The organism is Companilactobacillus metriopterae, assembly GCF_004117915.1.
Taxonomy (GTDB): Bacteria; Bacillota; Bacilli; order Lactobacillales; family Lactobacillaceae; genus Companilactobacillus; species Companilactobacillus metriopterae.
The window spans coordinates 674,533-701,181 of the sequence record NZ_RSTD01000001.1; the positions used below are offsets into that span (position 1 = coordinate 674,533).

A 26,649-nucleotide genomic window follows, 5' to 3' on the forward strand; every position below is an offset into this window, starting at 1 on the left:
TCAATATTTAAATATTCCATTTTTTTAAATCATCTAAATATTTTTTACTTTTTGGCAATTCTCCAACAAGGTCAACATGAATGGAATCTATAGCATGTTGCAAAAGTGTTTTTTCAGATTCTTTAACATGTATATCAGAAATATTATCCAAACTTGTTGTACTCAATTTTCTTATTAATTCAACAATATTTGAGGGTATGTGTAACCTATTGGGATCATCATCAAAGTGCTTATGACAAATTATTCCGCCATGTACTGTTGAAAAATCAAACGGCCCTTCAGTTTCATTCCCAATGACACAAGAATTCATATTAGGTTCAACACCAAATATTTCAAAAATTTGTATTTGTATTAAATTTGTCACTAATTGTGGATCATAGCCTTTATTAATCAGGCTAATTGTTTTAAAAATTTTTGTATACCAATCTATACCTAAGGGTTGCTCAAAAAATGCTGATCTTGTTAAATCAAAAATAAATATAGCATAGGCACTCAATTCAATATCATTAATAATATTTTCAAACTGTTTCACGTTTATTGCTGAATTAATATATGAAAATCCATCTTCTTTTATTAAGCCTGAATAATCTGCATAAGTAAATGGAATCACAGCACCAGATAATTTGGAGTTTGGTTTTTGAACTCCTCTAGCTAAAATACTTTTAAAACCATAGTCCTTAGTCAGTACAGTTAAAATTGCACTACTATCTTGGTATTTTGCTCTTCTAGTTATAATGCCAAAAAAACTAGAATTATTTTTGTTCATTAATTAATATCCTTTAGTGAATAACCTGCTCTTGTTAAGAATAGTGGATCATCACGCCAATTTTTCTTAACTTTAACCCATAACTGTAAGTTTATTTTTTCACCTAGAAGATGCTCAATCTTAATTCTAGAACCAATTCCAATGTTTTTGAGCATACTAGCTTGCTTTCCAATTACGATACGTTTCTGAGTTTCGCGTTCAACATAGATAGTAGCTTCTACCTGAAGTTTGCCCTTTTCTGTACGTTGATTCATTTGTTCAACAACAACTGCAACAGAATGAGGTATCTCATCATGGGTTTCTTTTAAGATTTTTTCTCTAATAAGTTCCCCGACAATAAAATACTCCGGATGATCAGTTATTTGATCATCATCATAAAATTTTGGACCTTCTGGTAAATACTTTGTTAGTGAATCTATTAATTCGTCCACATTATTACCTAGTGTGGCAGATATTGGTACAACTTCAGCAAATTCTAAAATATCACTATATTCCATAATTTGAGCTGGAATTTCATCAGGACTAATTAAATCAATTTTATTTAGTACCAAAAATACCGGAGCTTTGATATTTCTAAGCTCTTCCATAATAAATTTATCTCCAGGACCAACACTTTGTCCTGCTTCAGTCATAAACAAAACTGCTTCTACTTCTTTAAGGGCAGATAAAGCTGCCTTATCCATATACTGATCTAGATCATTTTTTGGTTTATGGATACCAGGAGTATCTAAGAAAATAATCTGACGATCATCATCAGTATAGATACCTTGTATCTTGTTTCTTGTTGTTTGTGCTTTCGGTGAAGTAATTGCTACTTCTTCTTTTAAAATACGATTCATAAATGTTGATTTTCCAACATTTGGTCGACCTACAATTGCAACAAAACCTGAACGAAATTTGTTTTCCATTAGTTTAATTCCTTACTATCAAATACTAAAGGCATTATTTGATCAAAACGATATTCTTCGAAATCATTCTTATTATTTGATAAAAATACTTGTCCGTCAGCGTCCATAAACTCTGTCATAACTTGTCGGCAAGCACCACAAGGCTTAGTCATTTGATCAGTCTTGTTTACAATAATAATTGCTTTTACTTTTTTAGCACCTTCTGAAACAGCCTTAAATATTGCAGTTCTCTCTGCACAATTAGTTAGACCATATGAAGCATTTTCTACATTAGCTCCAGTATAAATATTGCCATCATCACATACAATTGCTGCACCAACTTTGTAGTTTGAGTAAGGTACATATGCGTTGCCCATTGTCTTAATTGCTTTATCAAATAATTCTTTTTCGTTAATATTCATAATGATTAAACCTCAGTATAGTTTTTATTTTTTTAAACCAAAGTCACTTAGTATTGTTTCCTGAAGACCTATCATCTCTTCTTCTTCAGACAATTCAATATGATCGTACCCATTTAGATGGAGAATACCATGAACAATAGTATATCCAAATTCTCTATCAAATGAATGGTCATATTCTTCTGCATGTTCCGCCACAATATCTGTACTTATAAATAAATCACCTAAATCAATTGGTAGATCAGGTATTTGACTCTCAATAAAATCAAGCCCCTCATCACCATCGTTGATTGCAAAGCTGATCACATCTGTTGGTCTATCTACATTACGGTATTTTTTATTTATTTCGTGAATTTCTTCAACTGAAACTACATGAATTGAAAGTTCAGTATTATCTTTTAAGTTAAGTTTATTTGATGCGAATTGAACTAGCTCTTCAATCCAGTCGACTCTAGTTTGATCTATAAGGTTATCATCGTTAAAGATTTCTAATTCCATGCTATTCCTCTTCTTCATAAGCATCTATAATTTCTGCTACAACCGGATGTCTAACAACATCTGATGATGTAAATTCAACGAATTTAATATGTGGGAGATTTTTTAGAATGCTACGAACTTGTACTAGTCCACTTTTGGCGTTTCTTGGTAAATCAATTTGAGAAATATCTCCGTTTACGATCATTGTTGAGCCAAATCCCAAACGTGTCAAAAACATTTTCATTTGTTCTCGGGTAGTATTTTGTGCTTCATCCAAGATAACAAACGATTCATCTAATGTACGTCCACGCATATAAGCTAAAGGTGCAATTTCTATTACACCGCGTTCCATCAACCTCTCAGTATGTTCTTTACCTAAAATAGCATATAGAGCATCGTAAATTGGTCGTAAGTATGGATCTACTTTTTCCTTTAAGTCACCAGGAAGAAATCCCAAGCTCTCACCTGCTTCTACAGCGGGTCTTGTTAAAACTATACGTTTAACTTTACCAGCTTTTAAAGCAGAAACAGCCATGACTACGGCTAAATATGTTTTACCAGTACCAGCAGGACCAATTCCAAAAGTTATGTCATTATGATTTATGGCATTAATATATTGTCTTTGACCAAAATTTCTAACTCTGATGGGTCTACCAGCAAAATCTCTAATTAACTCTTCTTTATATAAATCTTCAAAATACTCTAATGTACCTTTTTCTGCCATTTTTAGACCACTGACAACGTCAGGTGCACCAATAGTAATGCCATTACCAGTAAGTTTCAATAATATTTTTAATAATTCCTTTGTAATGGCAACATTGTTTTCACTTCCAGAAATTTTGATCTCGTCTCCGAAAGCATTAATTGTTACTTTTAAATCATCTTCTATCAATTTTAGGTTACTATCATTAACCCCAAATATGCTAACTGGATCTTGAGATTTATCAATAAAAATTGAGTCATTTGATTGTTCAAGATTTTCTGTCAATTACCATACCTCCCATTTATTAATGCCATAATATCATATCTGACTTGTTTTAATGTATAAAAAAAGGTTAAAACATATAATAAAACATGTTCTAACCTAATTAATTAACGGCGCTTCTTGTTTCTCTTACGAGCTGCCTCTGATTTAAGCTTTCTTTTAACACTTGGTTTTTCGTAGAACTCACGTTTTCTGTATTCTTGAAGAGTACCACTCTTTGAAACAGAACGTTTGAAACGACGAAGAGCATCATCAAGCGATTCATTTTCATGAACGATAGTTTTGGCCATTTGATATCCCTCCTTCCGATTTTAAACGTAACTGCATTACTTGTATAACAGTTCATATGTTATTATATCAAAAAGAAGTTAATGTTCAAACATTTTTTTACAATAAGGAGAGGTATTATGACTAAACAAGCAAATATTTTTGTAATTTCAGACTCTGCGGGTGAAACTGCTGACAGTGTAGCCCATGCAGCTCTTGCACAATTTACTAACTTAGAAGTAAATTATACTAAATATCCATTTGTAACTACAAAAGAAAAGATTGATGCTATTTTGGCTTCTGCAAAAGAAAAAGATGCGATAGTTCTTCATACAATAATTTCAAAAGAATTCTATGAACAAATTGACTCTTACTGTAAGAAAGAAAACTTAATATGTTTTGATATTCTAAATCCAATCGTTAATGCAGTTGCAGAAAAGATGGATGAAGAACCACTTAGAGTTAAAGGATTGACTCACAGATTGAATGACGATTACTTTGATAAAATTTCTGCTATGGAATTTACTGTTAATAATGATGATGGTAAAAATCCTAAAGGATTGCTTGAGGCTGATCTTGTATTACTTGGAATTTCAAGAACTTCAAAGAGTCCCCTATCACTTTACTTAGCTAATCAAAATATTAAAGTTGCCAATTTGCCATTGGTTCCAAGTTCTGAACTTCCAAAAGAAATCTGGGAAGTTGACCCTAAAAGAATCATTGGTTTGACTAATGATATGAATGTTTTGATGAAAATAAGAAAACAAAGAATGATTGCATATGGATTGAATCCTGATACTGTCTACTCAGATGAAAGTGAAATTCAAAAAGAATTAGATTATTCAAATGGAATTTATGAAAAAATTGGCTGCCCTGTAATAAATGTTGCAGATAGATCTATAGAAGAAACAGCTGCTTTGATTATGGAACAATTAAATATAAATGGATTCAAAAAAACCGGCCTATAAGGTCGGTTTTTTTATTTGAATAAATCTGTTTTCATATTAGGATTGAATTTTTGATTGCGTAACATCTCAATCTCTAATTTGTATGGAGCTAAACCTTTTTTGTCATTCTCGTCTGCTTTTACATAAGGAGTTTCCATAATCTTAGGAATATCCTCTAGTTGAGGATGATGAGCAACATAATTTAGTACGTCAAAGCCTATAGTACCAAAACCGATGTTTTCATGACGATCCTTATGAGATCCTTGTTCATTTTTAGAATCATTTAAATGAACGACTGAAAGTTTATCTAAACCAATTATTTTATCAAACTCATTTAAGACACCATCGAAATCATTAACAACATCGTAACCTGCATCATTGATATGGCAAGTATCTAAAGTGATCGATAATTTATCACTATTTTTACTTTGATCTAAGATAGAAGCCAACTGTTCAAAAGTAATTCCTACTTCTGTTCCCTTACCAGCCATTGTTTCTATCGCAATGGAAACTTTTTGATCTGGAATAATTGCTTCATCTAACGATTTTGATATTTGAGTTAATGCAACTTCTGGACCTTCTCCAAGATGAGCACCCGGATGAAAACTTATTGCTTCTATTCCTAGTGCATCAGCTCTTAAAATTTCATCATGAGTGAACGATATAGCAAATGGTAAATTCTCTGGTTTCACAGTATTTCCAAGATTAACAATATATGGAGCATGTCCTATAACATGTTCAATACCATATTTTTCAATAAGTTCTTTACCCGCAGGGATATTCATTTCTGAAATATCTTTTCTACGGGTATTCTGTGGTGGACCAGTAAAAATCATCATTGCGTTAGCTTCATAGCTTTTTGCTTCTTCAGCAGAGCCTACCAACATCTTAGGAGCCTTCATTGAAACATGGGAACCAATTATCATTGTATTTCCTCCATATATTTGTTGTTAATAGATATGAGCTTGATAGAATCGACCCAAAATTTTTACTGTATCTGTAACACTTACGAATGCATTTGGATCTGAATCATCCATGGCCGTTTCTAAATCGCCTAACTCACTTCTTGATATAACTGTAAATAAAATAGTTTTTTGTTCATGTTTATAAGCACCTTCAACATCATGAACAATAGTTATTCCACGGCGCATTTCATTTTGAATCTCAGCAATGACTTTTTTAGGCTTTGATGTAACAATCATAACCTGTAATTTTTCATCTTTATTATAAATGAAGTCAATAACTTGACCATTAATAAAAATACCGATAGCACTATATAGTGAGTGAACCCAACCAAACAAGGCACCTGCTAGTACAACAATGACAATATTAAACATCATATTAATCGTACCAACACTACGTCCAGTTTTTTTACGTAAAATAATACCAAGAATATCAATACCACCAGTAGATATTCCGTTTCTCAATGCCATACCTGTACCAAACCCGTTGACAACCCCACCAAAAATAGCGCAGATAATAGGGTCAGCGGTTATTTTCATAGATGGTACCCAATGCATCATTAAACTGGCGCAGACTACTGTAAATACAGTAAATAGCGTAAATTTGTGTTCGATTTTAAGCCAAGAGAGTATAAACAACGGAGCATTTAGTGCAAAGAACATAACACCTGTTGTCAAATGAACAGGTGCTTTTGAAGTAACGGTTGAAATCAATTGAGCAGCACCGGTGATACCTGAACCATAGATTCCTCCCGGTGACCAAAACATATTAACAGCAATAGAAACAGTTATTGAATAAATTATTGCCACTGAAATTTTTGACAAGTTTTGATGTCTAGTAATCAGTTTATCGATTTCATCCATAATAGGTAATTAATACTCCTTAAGTATCTTTGATAATTATGTAGTTTATATTATCACAAAATTAAAAATAAATAAGACTATTTCCAATGTTTTTCTATAAATGACTCTCTTCCACCAGATTCTTCAAGTTGATATCTTTCTGGATTCTTTTTGTAAAAATCTTGATGATATTCTTCTGCTTCATAAAATGGTTTTGCAGGTTCAATCTGTGTAACTATTGGCTCATCAAATTTTCCTGAATTAGCTAAGTCATTTTTTGACGCTTCTGCAATATTTTTTTGCTCTTCGTCTTTATAGTAAATAACGGGTCTATAACTATCTCCCCTATCTTGGAATTGTCCACCTGCGTCTGTTGGATCTGTGACTGTCCAGTATATTTCTACTAAATCTTTATACGAAATAACATCTGAATCAAATGTTATTTTTACAGCTTCAGTATGTCCTGTTTTTTCTGTAGAAACTTCTTCGTATGTGGGATTTTCTACATGACCACCTGTATAGCCAGACCTTACTGAAATTATACCTGGTTGCTGATCAAAAGGATGTACCATACACCAAAAACATCCTCCTGCAAATATTGCTGTATCTTCTTTCATAATTTGTCACTCTCCCTCGTCAACGTATTTTTTATATTCTGAATAACCTTTTTCATCCATCTCTTCATAAGGAATAAATTTCAGTGCTGCAGAATTAATACAATATCTCAATCCCCCATCATCTTGTGGACCATCAGTAAAGACATGACCCAAATGAGAATCAGCGTCACCACTTCTAACTTCAGTACGTTCCATACCAAATGAAGAATCCCTCTTTTCAACTAGTTTTCCAATTGGTTGGCTAAATGAAGGCCATCCGCAACCTGCATCATATTTTTTTGCAGATGAGAACAAAGGCTCACCACTTGTAATATCAACATAAATACCCTTTTTATAAAAATCATCATACTTTCCAGTGAATGCTCTTTCAGTTGCAGCATCTTGAGTAACCTTAATTGATTCTTCACTAAGATTTTTAAGATTTTTTTCATATTTTTTTGTCATAAACAAGATACCTCCAAATTAGTTTAATAATAAGTATAGTCTCTATCGTAGAGGTTTCCATGTTTTTGCTCTAAAAAAAAGACATTCTACATAGAATGTCTTTTTAAATTAGTTATTTTTTTACAACATCAATTCCCAATTCAACCAATTGTTCTTCTGCAACAGCCATTGGTGCATGCGTCATTGGTTCAGTAGCATTAGAATTTTTAGGGAATGCAATAACATCCCTAATATTTTCTTTTCCTGAAAGTAACATAGCAAATCTATCTAATCCGATTGCCAAGCCACCATGTGGTGGACATCCGTATTCTAAGGCATCTAATAGGAATCCAAATTGTTCATGAGCACTTTCTGGTGTAAAGTCTAGTGCCTTCAACATCTTCTCTTGAATTTCCATGTCGTGAATTCTGATAGATCCTCCACCAATCTCATAACCATTCAGAACAATATCATAGCTTTGAGAATATGCTTTATGAGGATCCTCGTCTAAGTAATGTACATCTTCCTCGTTAGGCATAGTGAAAGGATGATGGGCAGCAGTCCATCTTTGGATACCTTCATCATATTCAAACAATGGCCAGTTGACGACCCAAACAAATGCAAACTCATTTTTGTCATATAGTTCAAGTTCTTTTGCAATTGCTGTACGAAGGTAACCTAAGGAATCAGCGACTACCTTAGCTCTGTCAGCAACAAATAGAATTAAGTCATTATTCTGTAACCCAAGACGATCTACAAGTTCTGATTCTTGATCTTTTATAAATTTAGCAACTGGACCTGATAATTCATCGTCATTAAACTTAGCCCATGCTAAACCTTTAGCTCCAAATTGTTTGATATGTTCTTGATAAGCTTCAATGTTCTTTCTTGAATACTTGTCAGCATTATTTTTTACAACAATTGCTTTAACTTGTCCTTCATTATCAATAGCACCTTTAAATACTTTAAATTCGCTATCTTTAAAAACATCATTTAGTTCTTGCAATTCCATATCAAATCTAATATCTGGTTTATCAGATCCGTACCTTGCCATTGCATCATTATACTGTAATCTTGGGAATGGTAGCTTGACATCGATTCCCTTTTCGTCTTTCATAACTTTGGCAATCAAGCCTTCAGTCATGGTTTGAATTTCTTCAGCTGACATGAAACTTGTTTCCATATCTATTTGTGTAAATTCTGGTTGACGATCACCACGTAAATCTTCATCACGGAAGCAATGTGCAATTTGATAGTATCTATCAAAACCACCTACCATCAGTAGTTGTTTAAATAGTTGTGGAGATTGTGGTAGTGCATAAAAACTTCCTGGATAAACACGAGATGGAACAAGATAATCTCTAGCACCTTCCGGTGTAGATTTTGTTAAATTAGGTGTCTCAATATCTATAAAGTTATTTTCATATAAATATTCGTGGACAGAATGCTTGATTTGAGCTCTTGTTCTGATCGCCTTTTGCATTTCAGGACGTCTTAAATCAAGATAACGATATTTTAACTTGGTTTCTTCTGAACTTTCAATATCGTCTAATATTTCGAAAGGTGTATTTTTTGATTTATTTAATATTTCAATATTTTCTACAATTACTTCAATTTTTCCTGATGGAAAATTATCATTTTGATTATTCTCATCGCGCATCTGAACTGTTCCATCAACACTTATGACATATTCAGAACGTAATTGATCAGCAATTGCCAAGGCTTCTTCATGCTCGTCATTGAACACCAGTTGTACAATACCCTTGTAATCACGGAGATCCACAAAGATTAGTCCCCCAAGATTACGTCTTTTTTGTACCCAACCATTTAATGTAACTTGTTGATTAACATATTTTTCGGTAATATTTCCACAATAATCTGTTCGTGTCTTCATACTTACTCTCCCTTAATTTGTTTAACTAAATTGGATATTGAAACCTTAATTTCTTCACCTGACTGCATGTCTTTCAAATTCACTAGATCATTGGTAATTTCTTCATCACCAATTGTAATAGTGTATCTAGCATTTAAATTATTTGCTGTCTTGAATTGTGCCTTAACTTTTCTACCAAGATAGTCTTTGTCGGCAGAAATATTATTATCTCGTAAATCTTTTAAAATTTTGACAGATGCCTTGTTAGCAACTTCTCCAATTGTAACTATGTAAACATCTAACTGTGATGAAGCAGGAATATTTTCTTCTTTAAGTAGAAGCATCAAACGTTCCATTCCTAATCCAAAACCGATGCCTGATGTTTCAGGTCCTCCGAGCTCTTCAACAAGACCATTATAGCGACCACCTGCCAAGATAGTAATTTCTTTATTACCAAAGGCTTCATCATTTGTTATAAATTCAAATATCGTATGATTATAGTAATCTAGTCCACGAACCATTGTAGAATCGACTTCAAATTTAATATCCATTTCTTTTAATAGTTCTTGAAGATATTCAAATCTGTTTTTAGATTCTTCATTTAGATAATCCAAAATTGAAGGAGCATTTTTAACTATCTCTTTGTCGTTTTTATCTTTACTATCCAAAATTCTCAAAGGATTTTTTTCTAAACGTACTTTAGAATCATCACTCAGTTGATCCTTAAATGGAGTAAAGTAAGAAACAAGTGCTTCATGATATTCTTGTCTGGATTGAGGATCGCCTAAAGAATTAAGAGATACTTTAATATCTTTTATTCCTAGTTTATTTAAAAATTGAATTCCCATTAAAATTATTTCTGCATCTAACTCTGGTGCATCAGAACCAAATGCTTCCACACCTAATTGATGAAATTGACGTTGACGACCTGATTGAGGTCTTTCATATCTAAACATAGGTCCCTTATACCAAACTTTGTAAGGCTTAGTATTTTCAGGTCCATACAACTTGTTCTCTACAAATGCTCTAACTACGCCTGCTGTACCTTCAGGCCTAAGAGCTACGTGGCGATCACCCTTGTCATAAAAATCATACATTTCCTTTGATACTATATCTGATGTATCCCCAGAAGATCTTTCAAATACTTCGTAAGATTCAAAAATTGGTGTTCTTATTTCTGAAAATCTATAATTTGAGAAAATATCATTAGCTACCTGTTCAACATATTCCCATTTATAAGATTCTGAAGGTAAAATATCCATAGTACCCTTTGGTTTTTGATATCTCATGTTGTGTTCTCCTTTAATAACCACACAAAAAAACACCCTTGCCAAATAAAAGGACAAGGGTGCAGTTGCACGGTACCACCTAGTTTTTTTCTACAGTTAACGCCTGTCATACGCTTTAAAATCATCACAAGTTTCAACTATCTGTTTTCACCAATATCAGATTCTCTGTAAGTTGATTTGTCAGTATTTATATATTTAAATTTAGTTAAATTAATCAGGATTGTCAAGTATTGAATAAAATCTTTTATTTACAGTGAATAATTTTATGAAAAATATAGTATTATTAATATTAAGAAGCAATCCTAAAGGAAATATAACATATGGAAGAGATTGTAAAATTAATTAAAAAATATAGATTGTTTATCATTATTGTTATCTTACTTTTAGTGTCTAGTGTTTCAACTGTAGTACTTGCCAATGCTAATACTGTAGTTGTCGGATCAGATTCTGTGAATGTCCGTGTTGGACCAGGTCTCTCCTATTCAAATATGGCACAAGTAAAAAAAGGTGACAAGTTAACAATTATTTCAGAAAAGAATAAATGGTATCAAGTTAGATTAGCTGGAGATAAGATTGGTTGGGTGGCCAGTTGGTTGCTAGACAATACTGACGTTAGTTCAACAACTAATAAAGTCGGTATTATTAAAGTGCCTAACACAACTATCTTCAAGTCTGCCAGTGCCTCCAGCGATGTTTTAGGAACTGCTAACCAATCTACAAAAGTTGCTATCCTATACCAAGAATCTGATTGGACACAAATTTTATATAAAGGCACTGCTGCGTGGGTTAAGAGTGAGTTCATAGAAAACACTTCTGAAACAACAGATTCGACTCATTCGAGCACAAGTAATAACAAAAAATCTTCTAATAGTAACTCTAATATAAAAACTGTTACTGTAACTCAGGCAAATACAAAATTAAGAATTGATCCTAATTCTTCTGGACGAATAGTGAAGACTGTTCAAGTGGGAAAAACATTTGATTACTTAGGTAAAGATGGTGACTGGTATCAAGTAAGAGATTCTGATGGATCTGTTGGTTATGTTGCTAGTTGGGTAGTAACAATTTCCGGTTCAAAAAGTGCTGTTAAAACCGCTGCATCCACAATCTCAGAATCAACAATTGTAATAGATGCGGGTCACGGTGGCGATGATGTAGGTGCTGAATCAGAAAATGGTAAGTACGAAAAAACATATACCCTTGCCTATGCAAAAGCTATTAAAAAAGAACTAGAAAAAACTGGTGCCCGTGTAATTTTAACTAGATCAGGTGATGATTCTAAGACACTTGGTGATAGAGCTCGTCTTTCAAGTAAAGAAAACGCTGATGCTTTTATAAGTTTGCACTTTGATTCTAGTGAATCAAACAATGATGGTTCTGGTGTAACTACTTATTACTATGCAGATAAAGACAAAAACCTAGCAACTTCAATTGATAATCAACTTAATACATTACCAATTGACAATAAAGGTGTTAAACAAAAAGATCTTTATGTCTTACATTACAATAGTCAACCAGCTGTTTTACTAGAGCTAGGATACATAAATACAAAATCTGATTATAAAAAAATAAAATCAGATTCTTATAAAGAAAAAGTTGCCAGTGATGTTGTTGCTGGATTAAAACAATATTTCAAATAAAAAAAGGCACATTTATAATGTGTCTTTTTTTATTATGCTCATTATTTCAGTTAAATTTTTTACTTGATAGGTAGAATTAGTTTTCTCATTATTTCTAATTAGAATTGTCTTTGCATTAACGGTATTTCCGAAATCAATATCTACTTTTCTATCCCCTATTACCCATAGCTGTTGACTTGAAATATAATATTTTGAAATCAAATAATTTAACATTTCAGGATCTGGTTTTCTAATGTGATTATCTGAAACACTAACTATTTCTTCAAAGTAATTATCAATACCTAATTTTTTTGTAACATCAAAAATTGAATTATCTCTATGTGTGATTATAAATTGAGTAATATTTTCCTTTTTAAAATAATCTAGAGTTTCGATAGTGTCTGGATACAATCTAATTAGATTTTGAAAGTTTTTTTCCTGAATACGATAGTTTTTATAAAATTCAGTAACTTTATTTTCATCTAAAAGCAAGTTTGAAACATAATCCCTGATTGAAGTTTTTATTACTTCTGACTTTATCTCTGATTCACTAATATTTATTCCAAAGTTTTTTTCCAATGAATACTGTGTGGCTTTTACCATTCCCGGATAACTATCGGCAATGGTGCCATCAAAATCCCAAACAATTGCTGATTGCATTATTATTTCTCCAAAATTATAGTAACGGGTCCATCATTCAGAATTGACACTTGCATATTTGCTCCGAATTCTCCCTCTTCAACTTTAATATCATATTTTCTTAACTCTTCATTAAATCGATTGTACAATTCTTTTGAATTTTCAAAATCACCTGCTTCAGTGAAGCTAGGACGATTACCATGTCTAGTGTCTGCTAGTAAAGTAAATTGAGAGATAGATAAGATTTTGCCATTTTCATTTATTAATGAATTATTCATTTTATTATCTTGATCTTGAAAAATTCTCATATTGACTATTTTTCTTGCAATGTATTTGATTGTTTGTTGATTGTCATAATCTGTGAATCCCACTAACAAACAAAGCCCCTGATCTATCTGACCAAGGACTTTGTTATCAACTGAGACACTAGCAGATTTAACTCTCTGTATAACTACTTTCATTAATCTACAGTCCTCTTTATTTCATAAACGTCTGGAATAATTTTAATTTTTGATATTAGAGTATCTAAGTGATCTTTATTATTCACACCGACAACTACATGAACAACCGCAGTCTTATTGGTATCCAAACGACCGTTGATGTTATTCAAAGTATTAGTTGTTGAATTAATAACTTGTAGAATATCATTCAACAAGCCATTTCGGTTGAATGCATAAATATCTAATTCGACCAGATATCTCTTATCATTTGTAACATTATCCCAACTTACTGCCATATGTCTCTTTTTAGCATCTTCTGTCTGCATGTTGGGGCAATCAGCACGATGAATTGTTAGTCCCCTACCCTTAGTGATGTAACCAACAATTTCATCACCAGGTATGGGATTACAACATTTAGCTAATCGTGTAAGCAAATTATCTACACCCTGCACATTGATACTTGAATCTTTGTTAGATTCTGGAGTTTTACTTGGTGATAATTCCTTTTTAGGTGTCTGTGCTGTAGAAGTTTCTTCTTCTGAAATTCTTCTCTCATCAATCTCTTTTTGTTCAGCAGCTTTTTTATTTTCTGGATCTTCACTTACTATTTTATGAATAACGTTAGTAACAGAAAGTTCTCCATAACCGATTGCATTGTAGAGTTCATCTATATCTGTGAAATTAAAGATTTTCATTGCTGAGTCTAAATGACTTTTATCAAGATATCTTTTAGAAAGATTCTTTTCTTTAATTTCATTTTCTAATGAAGATTTACCTAATTCTATATTATTTTCTCGATCTTTGATTCTAAAGTAACGTTTAATTTTATTTTTAGCACGTGATGTATAAGCAGTATTAATCCAGTCACGACTTGGACTTGCATTATTGCTGGTCATCATCTCTATGATATCGCCGTTTTTAAGTTGATAATTCAATGGAACCATACGTCCGTTAACTTTTGCACCAACAGTATGATTACCAACCTCAGTATGAACATGATATGCAAAATCTAAAGGAACAGAGCCTTTTGAAAGTTCAACAACTTCTCCTTGAGGTGTAAATACATAAACTCGATCGTTAAATATTTCGCCTTTAACAGAGCTCATAAAATCTGAAGCATTTTCCGAATTTTCTTGAAGTTCAATGATTTCTCTAAATAGATCTATTTTTTGTTCATTTTCGTCAATATTTGCACCCTCAAAGTTACCTTCTTTATAAGCCCAGTGTGCTGCCACACCGTATTCAGCAACTTCGTGCATTTGGAATGTTCTAATTTGTACTTCTAAAGGTTGTCCACCTGGTCCGATAATTGTGGTATGCAAAGACTGATAACCATTGGCTTTAGGTACGGCAATATAATCTTTAAATCTTCCCGGAATTGGTTTCCATTTTGAGTGAATTGAACCTAAAATGGCATAACAATCTTTCACAGAATCAACCATTATTCTTATAGCTAATAAATCATACAATTCGGAAAACTGCTTGTGTTTATCAACCATTTTTTTATAGATTGAATATATATGTTTAGGTCGACCATAGATTTCGTAATTCATACCTAACTCGTTAACAGCACCTTTAATGAAATCTATAGCTTCTTCAATGTACTCTTCACGTTGATCACGCTTGCTGTTCATCAGATGAACAATTCGATAATATTGTTGAGGATTTATATATAGAAGTGATAAATCTTCAAGCTCCCACTTAATTTTACTAATACCTAATCTATCAGCTAATGGAGCGTATATTTCCATTGTCTCGGTTGCAATACGTCTTTGCTTATCTGGTCTTAGTGCTTTTAATGTTCTCATATTGTGCAATCTATCGGCCAGTTTAACCATGATAACTCGCAAATCCTTGGAAGTTGCTAGCAACATTTTTCGATGATTTTCTGCTAATTCTTCTTGATGAGAGCTATATTTAAATTTACTTATTTTTGTTACACCATCAACAATAGTAGCTACTTGCTCACCAAATAGTTCTTCAACATCTCCAAGCGTTATATTTGTATCTTCAACAACATCGTGTAAATACCCTGCAGCAACTGTATATGGGTCCATTTTCAAAGATGCCAGTATTTCGGCAACTTGAGTTGGATGAACTATATATGGAATACCAGAAGCTCTTTTTTGTTCTTTATGAACATACGCAGCAAAATTGTATGCTTTATTAACAAACGCTACATGCTCTTCATTCATATATTCTTTACATATATCTAGAACCTGTTCGGGTGTATAATCGTCTATTTTTTTCATAAATTAAACTTCCCATTCATTTAATTTTTGTTCTGATTAAATACAAAATAAATCAAAAGACTTATGACTAAATAAATACCTGCTAAATAATAACCATATTGACCATGTTGTATGAAGACACTAATAATAAATATTAGTGGGAAAATAATTAGATTATAAAATGATAATTCATATTTATGAGCAAACCATCCAGTGAAGCCTGAAAAAATTATATTTACAATAAAGAATAACCATATAATACGGTCAGATTGTGAGATATGAAATACTGTAAATATTAATGGCAAAATAAAAACCAATATTAATGCTGTTAAAAACATATATACAGTTTTTGACTTACTTAGACGGTTATATAAATCCTTCATTCTAATTATCTCCTAATTGTTGTAATTCGTAGTTAAAAGAAATTGCAGATAAGAAGTACATTGGTGCTGTTTCTGCTCTCATGATACGGGGTCCTAAGCCAGCAGCCATGTAGCCACTTTCTTTGAGCAAATCTATTTCCTCAGGTGCAAAACCACCTTCTGGACCGAAAACTCCTATTATTGAGCTCGGTTTTTTTGCTAATTCTTTGGCCATCAAAGATTGTTCGCCATCTTTAGCTGACTCTTCATATGCCACAATTTTACTTTCAGCTGATTCTTTTAAAAGATCTTTCATAGAAGAGTAATAAATGACTTCAGGAATTATTCTTCGTTTGGACTGTTGTGCGGCATTTTTTACAATTTCATTTATTCTAGATATTTTCTTTTCTACTATATTACTCTTCCAATTCATAATTGAATACTTTGAGGAGAATAATATTATTTTTTTTGCACCTAATTCAGTCGATTTTTGAGCAATCCACTCTACTTTGTCTTTTTTTGATAACGAACAAGCAACAAGCACGTCTACAGGCATTTCAGTAGATGGTCTATTATCTTTCTCAACATTAAATATAATTTGTTTTCCATCTACATCGATCTGATCAATAATAGCTTTAAATAATGCTTTAGATTGATCTACTAGAAATAGTTCATCACCCGTTTGATGTCTAAGTACTACCGCAATATGTTTGAACAGATCCTTATCGTCAACTGTGTACCGATTGCTATTTATAATATTATTAACGAAGTATTGCTCCATCTTCTGCCTCTATCTCTATTTTTCTGCGACAAATTAACGTTGTCCATCCATTTAAATGCAAGCTCTCTAATACAACAAAACCCTGCTCACTCATTAAATCAGTAATCCACTGCTCTTTTTCTATAATTATTCCGGACAAAATTACATAACCATTTTCATTTAGATGGCTATCGATATCTGGAATGAAGATTTCTAATATGTTGTACAAAATGTTAGCTACAATTACATCAGCTGTTTCATCAATTCCATCTAATAAAGAATTCTTCAAAACCTTTATATCATTACAATCTGGATTAAGTGAAATATTCTTTTTGGTCATTACAATTGCATTATCTTCTATGTCCAATGCAGTTATATCGTTTACTCCTAGCATTTTGGCATAAATTGCCAAAATACCTGTTCCCGTACCTACATCAAATAACGACTTAGAATTACCCAATATTGTTTCAAGTGCCTGTAAAGATGTAAATGTTGTAGGATGAGTACCCGCTCCAAAGGATTCACCTGGGTCGATTAAAATAGTGCTCTCTTTTTCATCAAATGGTTGGTAATCAATCCAACTAGGTACAATAGTCAAGAATCTGCTTACTTGTACTGGATGATAATACTCTTTCCATGAATCTTTCCATTCAGCATCGTCCATATCTGATACTACAATTTTAATATCATCTACTGAAAATTGATACTTTTTCAAATCCTGTATTTTTCCTTTTAAATTATCTACAAAATTATTATCAAAATTTTGTTCTTCAAAATATGTATTAACTTCATTAAAGTCTGAATTTGAATCTACAAATTCTGTACCATTTGCACCGCATTCTTCAAAGATGTTTGTAATAATTTCATAATTAAATTCTTTAGGAATATGAACGCTAATTTTTTTCCAAATCATATTAACATCCCCTTTTGTGTTATTAATAGATTACTAAAAAAACACAACAAAAAAAAGACGTATTCACGTCTTTATTGAAGAATTAAACTGAAAGATTCTCTAAATTTAATAGATTTTTCTTCTATTAGTTTTTTTGACTCCTCGATTTTATCATAATTAACAGTATTTTTTTCAAAGTTAATGCCTTGCATACCGTCAATTAATACCACAAAATATTCATTTAAATTATTCGCAATATCTGATCCTTCTAGATTATATTTGTGTATAAATGAACTTGAAAAAATCATAAGTTTTTTTACATTCCAAATATAATTGTCTTCTAGCCTTTGATAATTTTCATAAGTCAGAGCTTCACCACTGTCTATTACTTTAATTGTTTTAAAGTACTCTGAAAATATATCTCTATATGTCAAAAATCTTTCAAGGAAGATATTTGCGTCAATAATTTGTTTTTCATTTTTTATTGTCATCATAATTATCAACACCTCTATTCTTAGTTATTTATATATTAATTATATCCATATAAATTTCTTATATCAATCATAAGATGAAAATGATGTTTAAGTTTTTTGATAAAAAAATAACCTATCTTAATGATAGATAGGTTATTTCTTATCTGTATCTTTTGTTGATTTTTTGCGAAGATCTTTATTATCCTTAAATAACTCTTGTGCCTTTTGGAGTTTTGCAGGATCCTTCTTGAATGCTTGAGTCATCTTACTAAAATCATTTTGGGTATTACCCAGTGTGGTTTTTTTCTTTTTATTAAATAGACCCATGATTATTACCTCAATTTTTATCTAATGTTATTATTATAAAAGAAAAGAGGGGCATTGTTAATCTATGAGTAAAAAAAATAAAAAAATTTCTAAAACTTTAGTTGAAAGAATATTAGATAAACAAAACATTGAATATACACCACTTGAGTTTCAAACAACTGATGGTGTTATTGATAAGTCTATGCAAGACGGATACAAAATTTATAAAACCTTAGTTTTAACAGGAAATAAAACAGGACCTATTGTAGGTGTTATTCCATTAGACATGCATTTAAGTTATAAAAAATTAGCTCAAATATCAGGAAATAAAAAAGTTGGCATGGTCCCTTTAAAAGATTTGATTAAAACAAGTGGTTTTGAACATGGTGCAAATAGTCCTGTAGGAATTAGGTCTTTACATAATTATCCCATCTATTTTGATGATAATGCAAAAACAGCTGACAAAATAATAGTATCTGCTGGTAAAGTTGGATTTTCTGTTCTGATTAATCCTCAAGATTTAGCAAAATCAGTAGATGGTAAATTTGGGGATTTTGCAGTAGATCAACCAGAATAAAACTTTTGCAATAATTTTAATTAATACTAAAATATGGAATATAAATATTTGGAGGAAAGAAAATGGATCAGTCAGAAAAATTAAATATATTGGATGATGTTCTTCGGATAAAAACGGTTAATGGTAATGAAAAAGCCGTCGCTGATTACCTAAAAGAACTATTTGAGAAACATGGAATTGAATCAGAATATGATAAAGTCGATGAAAATAGATTTAATCTTATTGCTTCCATAACAAAGGGTGAAGGCAAAATCCTTGGGTTCACTGGCCACGAAGACGTTGTTGCCACAGTTAACGACAGTGAGTGGAATAACGATCCATTTGAACCTACTCACATTGATGGTGAAATTTTTGCCCGCGGAGTCACTGATATGAAAGGTGGACTCGTTGGACTTGCAATTGCAATGATTGAACTAAATGAAGACGAAGACTTTCATGGCAATATCAAGTTTATTGCAACTGTTGGTGAAGAACTGGGAGAAATTGGTTCAAAACAATTGGCTAAAGAAGGATTTGCTAACGATTTAGATGCTTTAATAGTTGGTGAGCCAAGTAATGCTTCAAGTATAGAAACCATTCATAAGCTTATTCAAAGTGGACTTTTAGAAGTTCCCCAACCTAATCCAACTGACTATGGCCGTCACTCAGCTTTTTGTGCACACAAAGGATCTCTTGATTACGATGTTATCTCCCATGGACGTTCTGCGCATAGCTCAATGCCTCAATTAGGAATCAATGCTATTGATAACTTGGTTACTTTCTACAATAAAGAAAAAGAGTATTTTAATACAATTATTGGATATAAAGATGATATTTTAGGTAATACTTCCCCTTCTGTTACGATATTTGATGCTGGTGACCAAAGAAATACAATTCCTGATATTGCTACATTAAAAGGAAAAATCAGAACAATTCCAGAATATGATAATGACAAAATAATTGCAGGACTTCAAAAAATTGTTGATGATCTTAATACTTCTGATCCCAAAATGAATCTTGAACTTATCATTCAAAGTAGCAACTGGCCAGTTAAAACAACACTAGATTCTGAATTTCTAGCTGAAGTAAGATCTGCAGCAAAAGAAGTCCTTAATGAAGATATACTACTTGTAGGTGCACCAGGTGGAACAGACGCATCTCAATTCTTCAAAGAAAATCCTAATCTTCATGTTGTTGTTTTAGGTCCTGGTAATGAAACAGCACATCAAATAAATGAATTTATGGAAGAAAAAGATTATTTTGATTTCATTGAAATTTATAAGTTAATTGCAAAAAATTATTTAAAATAAAAAGCTAAGTGGAAATAATCCACTTAGTTTTTTTATTTATATTTAAATCAAAAAAAAGAGATCTCACGATCTCTTTAATTAACATGAAAAATGTCTCTTGTAAATATCTTATCTTCTATATCTTTTATATGATCATCAATTCTGTTAGCAACAATTAATTCAGAATCTGATTTGAATTTCTCCAAATCGTCTATCATTACAATATTTTCAGGAAGAAGAGACATTTGTTTTTCTGTCATCATTGGTTCATAGATATTTATTGTTTCAACATCTTTGGAAACTTGATTCAAAATATCTATAATTGCTGCAGATCTGAAATTATCAGATCCACTTTTCATGATTAGACGGTAAAAACCAACTTTTTGTAAATTCTTACTTTTAATTTCTTGTGATATAAAAATTTTACGGTCATGGTTTGATTCAACAATGCTATCCACTAGAGGACTCTCAATTCCTTTGAATTCCATGCGCATTTGTGCTGTATCTTTAGGCAAACAGTAGCCACCATATCCAAATGATGGATTATTGTACCCTTCTCCAATTCTCGGATCTAACGAAATACCATCTATCAATGCTTCAGAATCCAACCCATTTGCCATTGCAAAGGAATCAATTTCGTTAAAATATGCAACTCGCATAGCTAAGTAGCCATTAGAAAACAGTTTAATAGATTCTGCTTCAGAAAATCCAACCAATTTTGATGGAGATTTTTCTGAGATTTCTATGAACATTTCTGCAACTTCTTCTGATAACTCTTTATCTTCCCCACCAACAATAACTCGTGAAGTATTAAAGATATCAAAAACTGGATGATTTTCTGTTAAAAATTCCGGAACCATAAGAATATTTTTTATATTCTTTGATTTCTTTAGTTTTTCTGTAAAACCAACCGGAACAGTCGACTTTATAATAAATGTTCCTTGATAATTCAATTCCAATGCATTATCAATTGTATCTTCAATTGATTGTGTATCAAATGCACTCGTTGCAACATCAAAATTTGTCGGTGTAGAAATAATCATAAAATCTGTATCTATAGTATCTACAAATTGATCTGTGAAAGTTAAATTATCGTTATTCTTAATGATTTCAACAGCTCTAGATTCTTTCAGTGTTGAGACTTCATTTTTTAATAAGTTCATCTTTTCTTGATCAATATCAAAACCTATAATTTCATTTTTTAGAGATAGTGCTAATGCATTTGCTAATCCAACATATCCTAACCCAATAATAGCTATTTTATGTGCCATGTTAATTTCCCCCATTTTGATCTAAAGTTAGTTCGACACTTTGACGAGTTCCCCAATTTTTTGACTGTCTTAGTGTTAAGAGTGAATATACTTGAAGCATTGAACATAAATAAAAGTTTATGATTGTGCTCAATGGTGCCAATATTAAAAATTCTAAAAATTGTCTAGTTTTAGTCATATTCAAAGGATTAGTTTTTAAAGTTCTAATACTTCTTACATAAGATAAAATAATTACGTAAAATACTACTTCAAAAGGTATCTTTTGATTTAAAACTGGAAATATAATCAAAACAAAAGGCAAAATTACAGAATAAAGAACAAAAGAAATATACTGCGTAAGTGTTAACCACCAGACAGGTTCAGAAATTTTCTGATTTTTTAATAACCAGACTCCGCCCCACCAGAAGCTTTTCCACCATCTAACACGTTGACGAGTCAAATGACTAAACTTTTCAGGTAACATTGTATAGCCAATTGATGACTCTTGAAAGACTGTATCTCCTAATAGTGATGCATATTGAGTAAGCATGCGATCATCACCAAAATTGACTTTTTCTCCAAATATTTCTTGATTTAAATAATCATCTAAAAATTGATTAATTACATCTTTTCGATAGAATGCTAGGCCTCCACAATTAACTGCTACTGCCTTCCATTTAGACCAAGCTGAACGTCCATTTGTAAATGACGAGACAAATCCTAGTCCAGTAACCTTAGTTAAAAAATTAGTACTATTGTAATTCAATAATGTTCCACCAACTGACATTACACGGTCATCGTTAAATGGTAGAATCCCCTTTTCAATTGCATCTTCTTTTAGGATAGTGTCACTATCTATAGTAATAAATACATCTGCATAGTCCATAAAACGCTTAAATGCGTGTGACTGTGCTACACGTTTACCTGAATTTTCAATATATTTGTAGTAAATATTAACGTTAGCTTCACGGGCCTTTTTCTTAACTAATTCAGAAACGTTATTTTGTAAATCAGAACCATCTTCCATTACAGCGATGTAATCTACAGGAACGGTCTGATTTATAATACTATCTAAAACTTCAGAAACAATTTTTGGATCTTCATTATATACGGGAATAATAACCACTTTTTTTAAGTCTGGTATATTACCTTTGTACTCCACGTTCAAACATGCAGAAAGAATGATAAATGCCATCCATCCAAAGGAAATTATAATAAAAGGTCCAGTCCATGAATATCCACGAGACAGCTTAATTACTTGATATATTAAACATCCAACTATAAAGATAAATGTAGTTATATCTATTATTTTTTCCCCTATAGGAAATATAACTAATTGTGACTTAGGAAGTCTGTATTCGAATCTTTTCTTCTTTATAGCTTTCTTACGATCTTGATAGATCAACTGCGATTCTTTTCCACTCTTATTTATTAGCACCCCAATGCAAAAGAGTAATAAAATTATGAATCCAATAAAAACCCAGCCCATAAGGAACCCCACCTTTTTGCTCACAGATTCACAAAAATAACATCAATATATTCTGTTTTCAAAAAATAAATTTCACTTTTCTGCCATAAAAATTAAAATTTATATCAGTTTTTTTAATAAATTCAGATGTTTCTTTTTATGTTGATGTTATATTACCACAATATAATCGCTAATTTAACAGTATTTATGCAAAAAATTAAATTTTTTCATAATATATATTTGTTATTAATTATATTTTAATTTTTATTATCATATTAATTTAATTTGTAATAATTTTTGTAATAAAAAAGCCCATATACCATTTACAGGTATATGAACTTTCTGATTAAGGAAGATACAGGATTTGAAAGTATTGTATTATCAACCTATATTTCTTTTTTGTGCAAAATGTGTGCAAAGCAATTAAATTAAATTTATTTATAAATAAAAGTTAAAATGCTAACAACCAGTGCAACAATTGAAAAGATTATTGGCAAAATTACTAATATATTTTTTATTAATAAACTTTCCCTTATATCATGACTCTTTAGATATTCTGTAACTCTCCATAATAAAATAATAATTCCTAAAGTAATGGTTATTTTTTCAGTAATAATTGAATTTTCAGATATTCCTACATACATAACTAAAATAAAAACCTCTAGGAACATGAAGTATAAAAAAGTTTTACCTAATAATTTAATATTTTCTTCCGAATAAATTGAATAATTATAAAATTTATTTGTCCAAAGACCATATATTAGATATACCGTAAAAATAATTATATATATAATGATTAAAGTTCTTTCAATATTTATATATGTTCCTAATTCAAATAATATATTTGAAATTTCTATTACTGCATTTTCACTTAATAGAACAAAAATAAAATAATACAAAATACTGTATATTATTATAAATTTAGCAAAATTTCTATAATTCATTAAACTCAAAGTTCCTTACTTAAATTAATACTTAAATTATAACTATTATTAGATAAAATAAAAAGCCCCTACCAATTAAGGTAGAGGTTCTTTTTTTGCATCTAACAACTTATCAATATTAAATTACGTATTACATTCCAGCTTTAATGTATTCTTCCCAACTCATGTGTATTTACCTCCTTAATATTATTTATTCGCCGGTATATCCTGAACCTTGCATGTAAGTTACAGGGATATATTCATCGGTAGCCACTTTATATGACCAACCAATATTTTTAATGTGAACTAACTTATCTTCTGTTTTCCATTCAGTACCACCAGTGAAGCGTTTGTTACTATCTTTTATTACTTCACCTTTAGAATTATAAGCAAGAACACCATAGTCAGATCTGTAATTAATAACTACTTTATCTTTAAATGTTGTTGAACTTTGTGGCAGATACTCGGTTAACCCGATAGCAAAGTATGGTTTACCATTGATTTGATAAATTCCACCTGATACCCAATTTGTACCAGAAACTACATCAGTTCCGTAATTTAAAGAACCATCTGCTTTAACAGTTGAGTATGCAGCATACTTATCTCCTTTAACAGAAACAATATTATTAATTGTAGAATTAGTATCAACTAATGCGGGTTGACCTCCAGTGTAAAAATCATTGTTCAATTGAGAAACATCAAAATTACCATATGATCCAGTGAATGTATAAGTGCTTCCCCATTGCCAAGCGTTGTTATTGGTATACCAGTTCTTATCACTAGCATTGTATGGATAAGATGCAATCCAGCCTGTGCCATTTGATATATCCATCTTAGAACCGACCCATGAACCCATAGTATAGACATCAGTTCTATAACCATATGCTTTGACAGTATTCATAAATGCAGTATTGTTAGCATTCATTTGAGATTTACTTACACCTGATTGTGAGGAATCTTCAACATCTGCTACTAGCACAGCGCCTACAGGTAGACCTGCTTTTTGAGCTTGTGCGCCTGCATAGTTTCCTTCTGCAACAGCCTGTGTCTCATTAGTATATTTGGCATAGTGATAACCGTTAATATACAGTCCTGCTTGTTGAGCAGTAGCAATATTATTACTTGCTGTGTAATCAGAGTAATACGTTCCTTCTGATATTTTGGTAACTACAGACTTAACACCATAATTATTTCGCATATCTGTGAAATTTGATACTGTCATATATCCGTTGTGATTAGATACATCAACCATATCAGTTCTAGCACCTAAAACTGTTGATGATTGCATAAAAAATAGAACTACCAATGTTAGTCCTAGGAAAATTCTATTCATTTTCTTTTTCAAATCTTTAACCTCGTTTTTGTTTTTTATTTAAAAAATTGAAAGCATCTGTTAAATCAGTTACCTTTTTAACTAATTTTTTGTTTTCTTCTACTAGAGTTTGGTTAACTTCAACTAGCCCTTTGTTTTTATCTATAAGTTTTTTATTTTCTTCAACTATACTTATATTCTCTTTGCTAAGAGTTGCTAACTTAATTTCAAGACTTGTTAACTGTTTTTGTATACCAGAATACTGGTCTTGAAATTTTGTCCAATCTTTTACAGATTCCCTAACCTCTTTCGAAAGATCGACATCACTACCTCGTGTCATTCCTTTAAATTGGAAAGCTGCTCCTGTATAACCACCAACAAGTGCAATTAGCGAGGGTAATATACTTTTCCAATCCATTAATCACCCTCCATATAAGCGTGGGCTAATATCAATCCAATAATCACTACAGTGAAACCCAACCCTAAAGAAAATATCCCTGTTGCTATATCAATAGAAATGAGACCTAAAAAAAATAAAACCCAAACGAACATCATTGAAGCAGTTCGAATAGATTTTATTGCTTTTGTTTTTATATGGAATAGTGATGTGTAGAGTGTAAAAATTGCTACGATTATTTCTAACGTAACCATTGGCATATCATCAATTACTTTTAATGCACCAATATAGTCTGGTAATATATCAAAACTCTTTGGAACAGTTGAAGTAAATCCAGCCAAATTGAATGTAGCAATCGACAACCAAAACCAGATGTATTTCTTCTTATAGTTATAAAATACTTTTTTCATATCTAAGCCAAAACTACCTTACTTATATCGGCACGTAACTCTGGTGTATAGACATTGAAATTACCACGTCTGAATTTAACTGACATAGCTATATTACCAGGTATTGTTAATGATGCACCTAATTCGCCAGTTCCATTTCCGTACAGTTCACCTGTATCATAATTACCTTGATAGTAAAAATGACAAGAATTAACAACATAGTTTGCGTCTAGCCCAATACTAATACCTGAATTTCCCGTTGATTTCAACACATCAATAGAAATCCTAGTAGGTCCACTTGTAGAAAAACCAGATGGCAACTTTGCTAAATCTGAAAAATTAAAATAAGAACCATCATTAGCAACTTGTGATTTGTTATTGAAATAAACCAATAGATCTCTGTTTACATTTCTATAACGCATTTGAACAACACCAGTTGAAAGATTGTCTTTTGCGATTACAGTACCAGAAGGAAGGTAGTTTATCCTTTCTGTATAGATTTTTTTTGAACCATTCATAGAACTTGCAACATAACTGTTATATTGCCTTACGTTAACCGTTTTCTTACCATTATTCATTATTGGCATA

The 26,649-nt window shown here is 31.5% G+C and carries 31 protein-coding genes; 4 read left to right on the forward strand and 27 right to left on the reverse strand.

Going from position 1 to position 26,649, the window contains the following annotated elements; all coding sequences use genetic code 11:
- Positions 1-7 precede the first annotated feature (7 nt).
- The 6 genes from recO to rpsU form a co-directional block, all read right to left on the reverse strand.
- On the reverse strand, positions 8-766 hold the full coding sequence (recO, locus tag EKN01_RS03380) for a DNA repair protein RecO (protein ID WP_129044976.1): 759 nt from the start codon (positions 764-766) through the stop codon (positions 8-10).
- The gene (era, locus tag EKN01_RS03385) at positions 766-1,674 is read right to left on the reverse strand and encodes a GTPase Era (RefSeq protein WP_129044977.1); all 909 of its coding nucleotides are present in this window, start codon (positions 1,672-1,674) and stop codon (positions 766-768) included. The genes recO and era overlap by 1 nt, the downstream gene beginning before the upstream one ends.
- Positions 1,674-2,075, reverse strand: a complete 402-nt coding sequence (locus EKN01_RS03390; protein WP_206731615.1) for a cytidine deaminase — start codon at positions 2,073-2,075, stop codon at positions 1,674-1,676. The genes era and EKN01_RS03390 overlap by 1 nt, the downstream gene beginning before the upstream one ends.
- A gap of 24 nt (positions 2,076-2,099) precedes the next feature.
- On the reverse strand, positions 2,100-2,570 hold the full coding sequence (ybeY, locus tag EKN01_RS03395; protein ID WP_129044978.1) for an rRNA maturation RNase YbeY: 471 nt from the start codon (positions 2,568-2,570) through the stop codon (positions 2,100-2,102).
- Position 2,571: 1 nt separating this feature from the next.
- Positions 2,572-3,537, reverse strand: coding sequence for a PhoH family protein (locus EKN01_RS03400; RefSeq protein WP_129044979.1), 966 nt, complete (start codon positions 3,535-3,537; stop codon positions 2,572-2,574).
- A gap of 104 nt (positions 3,538-3,641) precedes the next feature.
- Positions 3,642-3,824 carry a 30S ribosomal protein S21 gene (rpsU, locus tag EKN01_RS03405; RefSeq protein ID WP_010623558.1) on the reverse strand — a complete coding sequence of 61 codons (183 nt, stop codon included), beginning with the start codon at positions 3,822-3,824 and terminating at the stop codon, positions 3,642-3,644.
- Between the two features lie 117 nt (positions 3,825-3,941).
- Here rpsU and EKN01_RS03410 point away from each other — a divergent pair, with 117 nt between their 5' ends.
- A complete protein-coding gene (locus EKN01_RS03410) occupies positions 3,942-4,769 on the forward strand; it encodes a pyruvate, water dikinase regulatory protein (protein WP_129044980.1) in 828 nt (275 codons plus the stop codon).
- A gap of 11 nt (positions 4,770-4,780) precedes the next feature.
- Here the strand turns inward: EKN01_RS03410 and EKN01_RS03415 are convergent, their stop codons facing one another.
- From EKN01_RS03415 to hisS, 6 genes are all read right to left on the reverse strand, one after another.
- On the reverse strand, positions 4,781-5,674 hold the full coding sequence (locus EKN01_RS03415; protein WP_129044981.1) for a deoxyribonuclease IV: 894 nt from the start codon (positions 5,672-5,674) through the stop codon (positions 4,781-4,783).
- A gap of 24 nt (positions 5,675-5,698) precedes the next feature.
- Positions 5,699-6,574: a YitT family protein gene (locus EKN01_RS03420; protein WP_099974822.1), complete on the reverse strand. Its 876-nt coding sequence runs from the start codon at positions 6,572-6,574 to the stop codon at positions 5,699-5,701.
- Positions 6,575-6,651: 77 nt separating this feature from the next.
- Entirely contained in the window at positions 6,652-7,170 is a 519-nt protein-coding gene (gene msrA, locus EKN01_RS03425; RefSeq protein WP_129044982.1) for a peptide-methionine (S)-S-oxide reductase MsrA, read from the reverse strand.
- A 6-nt stretch (positions 7,171-7,176) separates the two neighbouring features.
- A complete protein-coding gene (gene msrB / locus EKN01_RS03430; RefSeq protein ID WP_099974824.1) occupies positions 7,177-7,614 on the reverse strand; it encodes a peptide-methionine (R)-S-oxide reductase MsrB in 438 nt (145 codons plus the stop codon).
- A 112-nt stretch (positions 7,615-7,726) separates the two neighbouring features.
- Positions 7,727-9,487 carry an aspartate--tRNA ligase gene (gene aspS / locus EKN01_RS03435; protein WP_129044983.1) on the reverse strand — a complete coding sequence of 587 codons (1,761 nt, stop codon included), beginning with the start codon at positions 9,485-9,487 and terminating at the stop codon, positions 7,727-7,729.
- 2 nt (positions 9,488-9,489) lie between these two features.
- On the reverse strand, positions 9,490-10,755 hold the full coding sequence (hisS, locus tag EKN01_RS03440; RefSeq protein ID WP_129044984.1) for a histidine--tRNA ligase: 1,266 nt from the start codon (positions 10,753-10,755) through the stop codon (positions 9,490-9,492).
- Between the two features lie 320 nt (positions 10,756-11,075).
- On the opposite strand from hisS, the gene EKN01_RS03445 reads away from it, so the two are divergent.
- The gene (locus EKN01_RS03445) at positions 11,076-12,395 is read left to right on the forward strand and encodes an N-acetylmuramoyl-L-alanine amidase family protein (RefSeq protein WP_129044985.1); all 1,320 of its coding nucleotides are present in this window, start codon (positions 11,076-11,078) and stop codon (positions 12,393-12,395) included.
- A 12-nt stretch (positions 12,396-12,407) separates the two neighbouring features.
- On the opposite strand, the gene EKN01_RS03450 is transcribed toward EKN01_RS03445, so the two are convergent.
- The 8 genes from EKN01_RS03450 to EKN01_RS07800 all read right to left on the reverse strand — a co-directional run bounded on the left by EKN01_RS03450 (position 12,408) and on the right by EKN01_RS07800 (position 18,498).
- A complete protein-coding gene (locus EKN01_RS03450) occupies positions 12,408-13,034 on the reverse strand; it encodes an HAD-IA family hydrolase (RefSeq protein WP_129044986.1) in 627 nt (208 codons plus the stop codon).
- Between the two features lie 2 nt (positions 13,035-13,036).
- A complete protein-coding gene (dtd, locus tag EKN01_RS03455) occupies positions 13,037-13,474 on the reverse strand; it encodes a D-aminoacyl-tRNA deacylase (RefSeq protein WP_129044987.1) in 438 nt (145 codons plus the stop codon).
- Positions 13,474-15,705 (reverse strand): RelA/SpoT family protein, encoded by a 2,232-nt coding sequence (locus EKN01_RS03460; RefSeq protein ID WP_129044988.1) that lies wholly within the window; start codon positions 15,703-15,705, stop codon positions 13,474-13,476. The genes dtd and EKN01_RS03460 overlap by 1 nt, the downstream gene beginning before the upstream one ends.
- 20 nt (positions 15,706-15,725) lie before the next feature.
- Positions 15,726-16,067 carry a hypothetical protein gene (locus EKN01_RS03465; RefSeq protein WP_099974831.1) on the reverse strand — a complete coding sequence of 114 codons (342 nt, stop codon included), beginning with the start codon at positions 16,065-16,067 and terminating at the stop codon, positions 15,726-15,728.
- A gap of 1 nt (position 16,068) precedes the next feature.
- Positions 16,069-16,827: an RsmE family RNA methyltransferase gene (locus EKN01_RS03470; protein ID WP_129044989.1), complete on the reverse strand. Its 759-nt coding sequence runs from the start codon at positions 16,825-16,827 to the stop codon at positions 16,069-16,071.
- A complete protein-coding gene (gene prmA / locus EKN01_RS03475) occupies positions 16,808-17,719 on the reverse strand; it encodes a 50S ribosomal protein L11 methyltransferase (protein WP_129044990.1) in 912 nt (303 codons plus the stop codon). Before prmA ends, EKN01_RS03470 begins: the two co-directional genes overlap by 20 nt.
- A gap of 71 nt (positions 17,720-17,790) precedes the next feature.
- Positions 17,791-18,192, reverse strand: a complete 402-nt coding sequence (locus EKN01_RS03480; RefSeq protein WP_129044991.1) for a hypothetical protein — start codon at positions 18,190-18,192, stop codon at positions 17,791-17,793.
- A 132-nt stretch (positions 18,193-18,324) separates the two neighbouring features.
- Positions 18,325-18,498, reverse strand: coding sequence for a hypothetical protein (locus EKN01_RS07800; protein ID WP_164966353.1), 174 nt, complete (start codon positions 18,496-18,498; stop codon positions 18,325-18,327).
- Positions 18,499-18,562: 64 nt separating this feature from the next.
- On the opposite strand from EKN01_RS07800, the gene EKN01_RS03485 reads away from it, so the two are divergent.
- Both EKN01_RS03485 and EKN01_RS03490 read left to right on the forward strand, forming a co-directional pair.
- Complete coding sequence (locus tag EKN01_RS03485; protein ID WP_129044992.1) at positions 18,563-19,054, forward strand: aminoacyl-tRNA deacylase; 492 nt, start codon at positions 18,563-18,565, stop codon at positions 19,052-19,054.
- A 62-nt stretch (positions 19,055-19,116) separates the two neighbouring features.
- The gene (locus EKN01_RS03490) at positions 19,117-20,343 is read left to right on the forward strand and encodes a M20/M25/M40 family metallo-hydrolase (RefSeq protein WP_129044993.1); all 1,227 of its coding nucleotides are present in this window, start codon (positions 19,117-19,119) and stop codon (positions 20,341-20,343) included.
- A gap of 74 nt (positions 20,344-20,417) precedes the next feature.
- On the opposite strand, the gene EKN01_RS03495 is transcribed toward EKN01_RS03490, so the two are convergent.
- The 7 genes from EKN01_RS03495 to EKN01_RS03525 all read right to left on the reverse strand — a co-directional run bounded on the left by EKN01_RS03495 (position 20,418) and on the right by EKN01_RS03525 (position 26,648).
- Positions 20,418-21,593 (reverse strand): nucleotide sugar dehydrogenase, encoded by a 1,176-nt coding sequence (locus tag EKN01_RS03495; protein ID WP_164966354.1) that lies wholly within the window; start codon positions 21,591-21,593, stop codon positions 20,418-20,420.
- Between the two features lies 1 nt (position 21,594).
- Complete coding sequence (locus EKN01_RS03500; RefSeq protein ID WP_129044995.1) at positions 21,595-23,061, reverse strand: glycosyltransferase; 1,467 nt, start codon at positions 23,059-23,061, stop codon at positions 21,595-21,597.
- A gap of 413 nt (positions 23,062-23,474) precedes the next feature.
- Positions 23,475-23,984, reverse strand: coding sequence for a hypothetical protein (locus tag EKN01_RS03505; RefSeq protein WP_129044996.1), 510 nt, complete (start codon positions 23,982-23,984; stop codon positions 23,475-23,477).
- A gap of 190 nt (positions 23,985-24,174) precedes the next feature.
- A complete protein-coding gene (locus tag EKN01_RS03510) occupies positions 24,175-25,308 on the reverse strand; it encodes a GH25 family lysozyme (protein ID WP_241685237.1) in 1,134 nt (377 codons plus the stop codon).
- 4 nt (positions 25,309-25,312) lie between these two features.
- Positions 25,313-25,693 carry a hypothetical protein gene (locus EKN01_RS03515; RefSeq protein ID WP_129044997.1) on the reverse strand — a complete coding sequence of 127 codons (381 nt, stop codon included), beginning with the start codon at positions 25,691-25,693 and terminating at the stop codon, positions 25,313-25,315.
- Positions 25,693-26,082 carry a hypothetical protein gene (locus tag EKN01_RS03520; RefSeq protein WP_129044998.1) on the reverse strand — a complete coding sequence of 130 codons (390 nt, stop codon included), beginning with the start codon at positions 26,080-26,082 and terminating at the stop codon, positions 25,693-25,695. Before EKN01_RS03520 ends, EKN01_RS03515 begins: the two co-directional genes overlap by 1 nt.
- A gap of 2 nt (positions 26,083-26,084) precedes the next feature.
- Complete coding sequence (locus EKN01_RS03525) at positions 26,085-26,648, reverse strand: hypothetical protein (RefSeq protein ID WP_164966355.1); 564 nt, start codon at positions 26,646-26,648, stop codon at positions 26,085-26,087.
- Position 26,649: the final 1 nt, after the last annotated feature.

Excerpts from the sequence above, each read along its gene's own strand:
- recO (WP_129044976.1), bottom strand. The coding sequence starts at position 766 with ATGAACAAAAATAATTCTAGTTTTTTTGGCATTATAACTAGAAGAGCA.
- era (WP_129044977.1), bottom strand. The coding sequence starts at position 1,674 with ATGGAAAACAAATTTCGTTCAGGTTTTGTTGCAATTGTAGGTCGACCA.
- EKN01_RS03390 (WP_206731615.1), bottom strand. The coding sequence starts at position 2,075 with ATGAATATTAACGAAAAAGAATTATTTGATAAAGCAATTAAGACAATG.
- ybeY (WP_129044978.1), bottom strand. The coding sequence starts at position 2,570 with ATGGAATTAGAAATCTTTAACGATGATAACCTTATAGATCAAACTAGA.
- rpsU (WP_010623558.1), bottom strand. The coding sequence starts at position 3,824 with ATGGCCAAAACTATCGTTCATGAAAATGAATCGCTTGATGATGCTCTT.
- EKN01_RS03410 (WP_129044980.1), top strand. The coding sequence starts at position 3,942 with ATGACTAAACAAGCAAATATTTTTGTAATTTCAGACTCTGCGGGTGAA.
- EKN01_RS03415 (WP_129044981.1), bottom strand. The coding sequence starts at position 5,674 with ATGATAATTGGTTCCCATGTTTCAATGAAGGCTCCTAAGATGTTGGTA.
- EKN01_RS03420 (WP_099974822.1), bottom strand. The coding sequence starts at position 6,574 with ATGGATGAAATCGATAAACTGATTACTAGACATCAAAACTTGTCAAAA.
- msrA (WP_129044982.1), bottom strand. The coding sequence starts at position 7,170 with ATGAAAGAAGATACAGCAATATTTGCAGGAGGATGTTTTTGGTGTATG.
- msrB (WP_099974824.1), bottom strand. The coding sequence starts at position 7,614 with ATGACAAAAAAATATGAAAAAAATCTTAAAAATCTTAGTGAAGAATCA.
- aspS (WP_129044983.1), bottom strand. The coding sequence starts at position 9,487 with ATGAAGACACGAACAGATTATTGTGGAAATATTACCGAAAAATATGTT.
- hisS (WP_129044984.1), bottom strand. The coding sequence starts at position 10,755 with ATGAGATATCAAAAACCAAAGGGTACTATGGATATTTTACCTTCAGAA.
- EKN01_RS03445 (WP_129044985.1), top strand. The coding sequence starts at position 11,076 with ATGGAAGAGATTGTAAAATTAATTAAAAAATATAGATTGTTTATCATT.
- EKN01_RS03450 (WP_129044986.1), bottom strand. The coding sequence starts at position 13,034 with ATGCAATCAGCAATTGTTTGGGATTTTGATGGCACCATTGCCGATAGT.
- dtd (WP_129044987.1), bottom strand. The coding sequence starts at position 13,474 with ATGAAAGTAGTTATACAGAGAGTTAAATCTGCTAGTGTCTCAGTTGAT.
- EKN01_RS03460 (WP_129044988.1), bottom strand. The coding sequence starts at position 15,705 with ATGAAAAAAATAGACGATTATACACCCGAACAGGTTCTAGATATATGT.
- EKN01_RS03465 (WP_099974831.1), bottom strand. The coding sequence starts at position 16,067 with ATGAAGGATTTATATAACCGTCTAAGTAAGTCAAAAACTGTATATATG.
- EKN01_RS03470 (WP_129044989.1), bottom strand. The coding sequence starts at position 16,827 with ATGGAGCAATACTTCGTTAATAATATTATAAATAGCAATCGGTACACA.
- prmA (WP_129044990.1), bottom strand. The coding sequence starts at position 17,719 with ATGATTTGGAAAAAAATTAGCGTTCATATTCCTAAAGAATTTAATTAT.
- EKN01_RS03480 (WP_129044991.1), bottom strand. The coding sequence starts at position 18,192 with ATGATGACAATAAAAAATGAAAAACAAATTATTGACGCAAATATCTTC.
- EKN01_RS07800 (WP_164966353.1), bottom strand. The coding sequence starts at position 18,498 with ATGGGTCTATTTAATAAAAAGAAAAAAACCACACTGGGTAATACCCAA.
- EKN01_RS03485 (WP_129044992.1), top strand. The coding sequence starts at position 18,563 with ATGAGTAAAAAAAATAAAAAAATTTCTAAAACTTTAGTTGAAAGAATA.
- EKN01_RS03490 (WP_129044993.1), top strand. The coding sequence starts at position 19,117 with ATGGATCAGTCAGAAAAATTAAATATATTGGATGATGTTCTTCGGATA.
- EKN01_RS03495 (WP_164966354.1), bottom strand. The coding sequence starts at position 21,593 with ATGGCACATAAAATAGCTATTATTGGGTTAGGATATGTTGGATTAGCA.
- EKN01_RS03500 (WP_129044995.1), bottom strand. The coding sequence starts at position 23,061 with ATGGGCTGGGTTTTTATTGGATTCATAATTTTATTACTCTTTTGCATT.
- EKN01_RS03505 (WP_129044996.1), bottom strand. The coding sequence starts at position 23,984 with ATGAATTATAGAAATTTTGCTAAATTTATAATAATATACAGTATTTTG.
- EKN01_RS03515 (WP_129044997.1), bottom strand. The coding sequence starts at position 25,693 with ATGGATTGGAAAAGTATATTACCCTCGCTAATTGCACTTGTTGGTGGT.
- EKN01_RS03520 (WP_129044998.1), bottom strand. The coding sequence starts at position 26,082 with ATGAAAAAAGTATTTTATAACTATAAGAAGAAATACATCTGGTTTTGG.
- EKN01_RS03525 (WP_164966355.1), bottom strand. The coding sequence starts at position 26,648 with ATGCCAATAATGAATAATGGTAAGAAAACGGTTAACGTAAGGCAATAT.